Genomic DNA, 4,819 nt, shown 5'->3' on the forward strand with positions numbered 1-4,819 from the left:
GGCCGGCTCGCGCCGGGAGGCGGGCTGAGCCGCGAGCCGGCCGGCCGCCACGGCGTCCCGGGCGGGCCTGCGGGCGGGCCGGGAATGTCGGGGATGCCGAGCAGCCGTGCCCCCGAGGACGAGGCGGCGCTGAAGTCGCTGCTGCGGGTGCTGTACGAGAGCGCGGGCGCGGTCGCGCAGATCGGTCCGCTGCTCGCCGTCCGGACGCGCGAGGAGCTGGTCGCGGCCGTGCTCGACCCGGCGCAGTCCCTGGAGCTGGAGAACGACGAGGTGTTCTGGGACCCGGGGACCGCGATCGTCCGGCTGCGCCGGCTGCCGGCGCATCAGCTGTGGGAGCTGACCGCCTGGGGCGCGAGCGCGTAGGCGCGGACGGTCCGCTCGGCGGGCCCGCCGAGCCGCACGAACACCGGGCAGCGCGCGGTCCCGGTCCGCTGGTCGGCCTCGGCGCACAGCCCGACCCCGGAGCCGCGGTCCAGCAGCACGACGTTCTGCACGGCCCGCGCGGCGCGCACCGCGTAGGGCACCGACGACGCGTCGCCCGGCTCGAACAGCTCCTCGAACGTCAGCTTCCGGGCGAACCGGACCAGCCCGTCCGCGTCCACGACCCGGCTTCCGACGGCCGAGGCCGGACCGGCGATGACGATGCCGAAGCTGGGGTTCTCCTGGCCGCGCACGTAGATCTCGCGGTCGGGCTCCAGCCCCTTGCGCCGCTCGGGCAGGTGCAGCCCGAACCCCGACTCCCCCGCGACGAACGCGGGCGGTCCGAATCCGGGGGGCAGCGCCGCGTCGGGCACGTCCCACGGCATGCCGCCGAAGCCGTCCCTCGGGGGCGCGCCGAACTCCCGGCGCCCGTGCGGGACGGCCACCGGGAACACCCCGGACGGCTCGGACCAGCCGGGCATGTACACGCCGATGCCGCGGACCAGCAGCCGCCAGACGGGCCGTCCCGTCACATCGGGCGTGAAGGCGCCGCTGGGCCCGCGCGCACCGTTCGGCAGGGTGTCACCGTTCGGCAGGGTGTCGGTTCCCGGCCGGGGCTCCCGCGCGGCGTCCATGCGCAACATCATCATCACGGCACCGCGCTCCGCACAAGGGATGCCGGGAGGCGAAGGGAAAACCCCTCATGTCCCACGCGTCCGCCGGTTCCCGTCCGTTCCGCGACGATCCCGTCCAGAAACGGCACACGGCCCTTCCCCCGGCGGGCACCGGCCCGTCGTCGTGGGCGCCTCGCCCCTGCCCGCCGCCCCACCGGTCCGCTACCGTTGGGACCAACAGATCACGACGAGGACGCGGCCATGAACATGCAGGACATGATGGTCTTCCGGGACGCCGGATCGCGGACCGTCGACCGGTATCTCATGAACTACGAGGGGCACGTCATCGCCGTGCGCCAGCACCCCGCGGTGCTGCTGCTGCCGGTCGCGGCGGCGTTCCTCACGCTCGTGCTGTGCACGGCGGTCAACGCGATCACCGGCTTCGTCTGGATCTGGTTCGTGTGGATCGCCGCGCTCGGCTACCTGCTCTGGAAGGTGTTCGCCTGGTCGATCCAGTTCTTCCTGGTCACCGAGCACCGCCTCATGATGATCACCGGGGTGCTGAACCGCCAGGTCGCGATGATGCCGCTCGCCAAGGTCACCGACATCCGGTTCGACCGGTCGGTGCTCGGCCGGACGCTGGGCTACGGCGAGTTCCTCATCGAGTCGGCGGGCCAGAACCAGGGCTTCGACCACGTGACGTTCATGCCGTACCCCGAGCAGCTCTACCTGGAGGTCTCGTCCCTGGTCTTCGGCGCGCGCGACGCGGCCCCGGACTAAAAAGGTGACGAAACGCCCGTCCGTGCTGCGAGGATGGCGCCCATGGAACGTCTCCACGTTCCCGGCGGCGGAGACGAACGCGTCCGGCTGACCGGGTTCCTCCAGCAGCAGCGGGTCAACGTCCACCGCAAGTGCGACGGCCTCTCCGACGAACTCGCGCACAAGCACCTCCTCGCGGCCACGTCACCGCTGATGTCGGTGGCGGGGGTCGTCAGCCACCTGCGCTGGGTCGAGCACTGGTGGTTCGAGCACATCCTGCTGGACGAGCCCGAACGGGCCCCCTGGTCGGACGAGGACATCGACGCCGAGTTCCGCGTGGACGACGTCCCGCTGGCGCGGCTGCTCGACGACTACACCCGCCAGTGCGCCCGGACGGACGAGATCATCGCCTCCCTCCCGCTCGACCACCCGGCCGCGCACGTCCCGCAGGCGCCCGTCGGGCGGGCCACCGCCGGATGGATGCTCGGCCACATGGCCACCGAGACCGCGCGGCACGTCGGCCACCTCGACATCATGCGCGAGCTCATGGACGGCCGGACGGGCCACTGAGATGCCCCCCGCCGAGCACGGACTCCCCCCGTCCCCCACCCGCCCGACCCCGGAAGACCGCGCGATCCACGCGGACGTCAGCGCGCGGCTGCGGAAGGCGGGCTGCGTCTTCGCCGAGGACGAGGCGGACCTGATCCTCGCAGCGGCCTCCTCCCCCGCCGAGCTGGACGCGATGGTGGCCCGCCGCGCGGACGGCGAGCCGCTGGAGCACGTCGTCGGGTTCGCCGAGTTCCTCGGCCTGCGGATCGCCGTCGAGCAGGGCGTCTTCGTGCCGCGCCGGCGGACCGAGGCGCTGGTCCGCGAGGCGGTCGCGCTGGCCCGTCCGGGCGCGGTCGCGGTGGACCTGTGCTGCGGCTCGGGAGCGCTCGGCGCGGCGCTGGCCGCGGCCGTGCCCGGACTGGACGTCCACGCCGCCGACGTCGACCCTGCGGCCGTCCGCTGCGCGCGCCGGAACCTGCCCGCCGACCACGTCCACGAGGGCGACCTGTTCGACGCGCTGCCCGGCTCCCTGCGCGGGCGCGTGGACGTGCTGCTCGCGAACGTGCCGTACGTGCCGTCCGGCGAGATCGCGCTGCTGCCCGGCGAGGCCCGCGACCACGAGGCGCGCGTGGCCCTGGACGGCGGCGCGGACGGCCTGGACGTCCTGCGCCGCGTCGCCGCCGACGCGTCCGGCTGGCTCGCTCCCGGCGGCCACCTGCTCAGCGAGGCCGGCGAGCGCCAGGCGGACGCCGCCCTGTCCGCGTTCGCCGACGCCGGCCTGGAAGCCCGGATCGCCACCGACGAGGAACGGAACGCTACCGTCGTCATCGGCCGCCGCGCCCCGCACCGCCACTGACCGCACCGCCACTGACCGCACCGCCACTGACCGCCCGGGCCCGGAACCCTCGCGGGCGAGGACGGACCGCCTGGGAGTCGGCCCGCCCTCGTCCCCGCTCAGCTGTCGAAGCCGAGCCCCAGGCGGTCGAGCAGCCCGAGCCAGGGCCCCCGCCGCCCGGCGTTCCGGTCGGCGCGGGCGATCTCGCGGCGGGTCAGCTCGATGACGCCGTAGCGGAGCGGTTCGGGCGGGAACGGGACGGGCTTGGAGCGGACCATCCGCAGCCGCGTCCGCTCGGTCTCCTCCCCGGGACGCAGCCCGACGCCGAGCAGGTCGAGCATGACGTCCGCGCCGAACCGCGTGGCGCCGACGCCGAGGCCGGTGTACCCGGCGGCGTAGGCGAGGCGTCCGGCGTGGGCGGTGCCGTAGAACGCGCTGAACCGGCTGCACGTGTCGATGACGCCGCCCCACGCGTGGCTGAACCGGACGCCTTCGAGCTGCGGGAACGTGGTGAAGAAGTGCCGGGCGAGGGTGGCGAACGTGCGCGGTCGCCGCTCCAGCTCGGCGTGGACGCCGTTGCCGTAGTGGTAGATCGCGTCGTAGCCGCCCCACAGGATCCGGTCGTCCGCGGTGAGCCGGTAGTAGTGGAACTGGTTGGCGCTGTCGCCGACGCCCTGCCGGGCCTTCCAGCCGATCGCGGCCTTCTGGTCGTCCGACAGCGGCTCGGTGACGAGCGCGTAGTCGTAGACGGGCACCAGGAAGTGCCGCAGCCTGCGCAGCAGCGGCGGGAACGCCCCGGTCGCGAGCGCGACGTGGCGGGCCGTCACCGCGCCGTACGCGCCGCTGATCCGCATGTCCCCGCGCCGGTCGGAACCGAGCCCGGTGACGCGGGTGTTCTCGTGGATGCGGACGCCCAGCGAGCGGCACGCGGCGGCGAGCCCCCAGGCGAGCCGGGCCGGATGGACCATCGCGACGCCCTGGCGGTCCCAGAGGCCGCCGAGGTAGGTCGGCGACGCGATCTGCGCGCGGACCTCGTCCGCGTCCAGCGGGACCAGCTCGCGGCCGAGGCGCGCGGCCGTCTCGGCCTCCTCGCGCAGGCCGTCCAGCTGCCACGGCTCGGTGGCGACGGCCATCTCGCCGGTGAGCTCCCACTCGGCGTCGATGCCGTAGCGGTCGAGCGTGGCGCCGATCCCGGCCAGGTTCTCCATGCCGAGCCGTTCCAGCAGCGGCATCTCCTCCGGCCAGCGCTCCATGCCGTTGCCGATGCCGTGCGTCAGGCTGGCGGCGCAGAAGCCGCCGTTGCGTCCGGAGGCGGCGCCGCCGACGCGGTCGGCCTCCAGCACCACCACCTCCAGGGACGGGTCGCGCTCCTTGGCGCGCAGCGCCGTCCAGAGACCGCTGTACCCGCCGCCGATGACGGCGAGGTCGCAGCTGTGGTCCCCGACGAGCGCGGGTCCGGGTTCGGGTCGGTCACCGCCCGCCAGCCAGAACGAGACCGGCTCGGCGTCGGCGAGTGCCCTCAGCGGATTCACATTTCCAACTCCCTCGGTCCCCGCGGCGCCGACCCGGCGCGGCGGGGTGTGTCGTGCCCGGCCACCCGCGGCGCGCCGTCCGTCCCGGTCGGGGGCGCGGACGGCGCGCC

The 4,819-nt window shown here is 74.6% G+C and carries 5 protein-coding genes and 1 pseudogene; 4 read left to right on the forward strand and 2 right to left on the reverse strand.

What is annotated here, in order from left to right; translation table 11 throughout:
• A pseudogene (locus DZF91_RS08590) lies at positions 1–363 on the forward strand (hypothetical protein); the annotation flags it as partial.
• On the opposite strand, the gene DZF91_RS08595 reads toward DZF91_RS08590, so the two are convergent.
• Positions 324–1,055 (reverse strand): hypothetical protein, encoded by a 732-nt coding sequence (locus DZF91_RS08595; RefSeq protein WP_235834168.1) that lies wholly within the window; start codon positions 1,053–1,055, stop codon positions 324–326. The pseudogene DZF91_RS08590 and the gene DZF91_RS08595 overlap by 40 nt on opposite strands.
• Before the next feature lie 240 nt (positions 1,056–1,295).
• Here DZF91_RS08595 and DZF91_RS08600 point away from each other — a divergent pair, with 240 nt between their 5' ends.
• From DZF91_RS08600 to DZF91_RS08610, 3 genes are read left to right on the forward strand one after another with little or no spacing between them, the layout of a single operon-like run.
• Positions 1,296–1,814 carry a PH domain-containing protein gene (locus DZF91_RS08600; protein ID WP_235834169.1) on the forward strand — a complete coding sequence of 173 codons (519 nt, stop codon included), beginning with the start codon at positions 1,296–1,298 and terminating at the stop codon, positions 1,812–1,814.
• Positions 1,815–1,856: 42 nt separating this feature from the next.
• On the forward strand, positions 1,857–2,363 hold the full coding sequence (locus DZF91_RS08605) for a DinB family protein (protein WP_117356949.1): 507 nt from the start codon (positions 1,857–1,859) through the stop codon (positions 2,361–2,363).
• Position 2,364: 1 nt separating this feature from the next.
• Positions 2,365–3,198: a putative protein N(5)-glutamine methyltransferase gene (locus DZF91_RS08610; protein ID WP_117356950.1), complete on the forward strand. Its 834-nt coding sequence runs from the start codon at positions 2,365–2,367 to the stop codon at positions 3,196–3,198.
• Positions 3,199–3,296: 98 nt separating this feature from the next.
• Here the strand turns inward: DZF91_RS08610 and DZF91_RS08615 are convergent, their stop codons facing one another.
• On the reverse strand, positions 3,297–4,709 hold the full coding sequence (locus tag DZF91_RS08615) for an NAD(P)/FAD-dependent oxidoreductase (protein WP_117356951.1): 1,413 nt from the start codon (positions 4,707–4,709) through the stop codon (positions 3,297–3,299).
• Between the last annotated feature and the right edge of the window lie 110 nt (positions 4,710–4,819).

This window comes from Actinomadura logoneensis (assembly GCF_003428695.1).
Taxonomy (GTDB): Bacteria; Actinomycetota; Actinomycetes; order Streptosporangiales; family Streptosporangiaceae; genus Spirillospora; species Spirillospora logoneensis.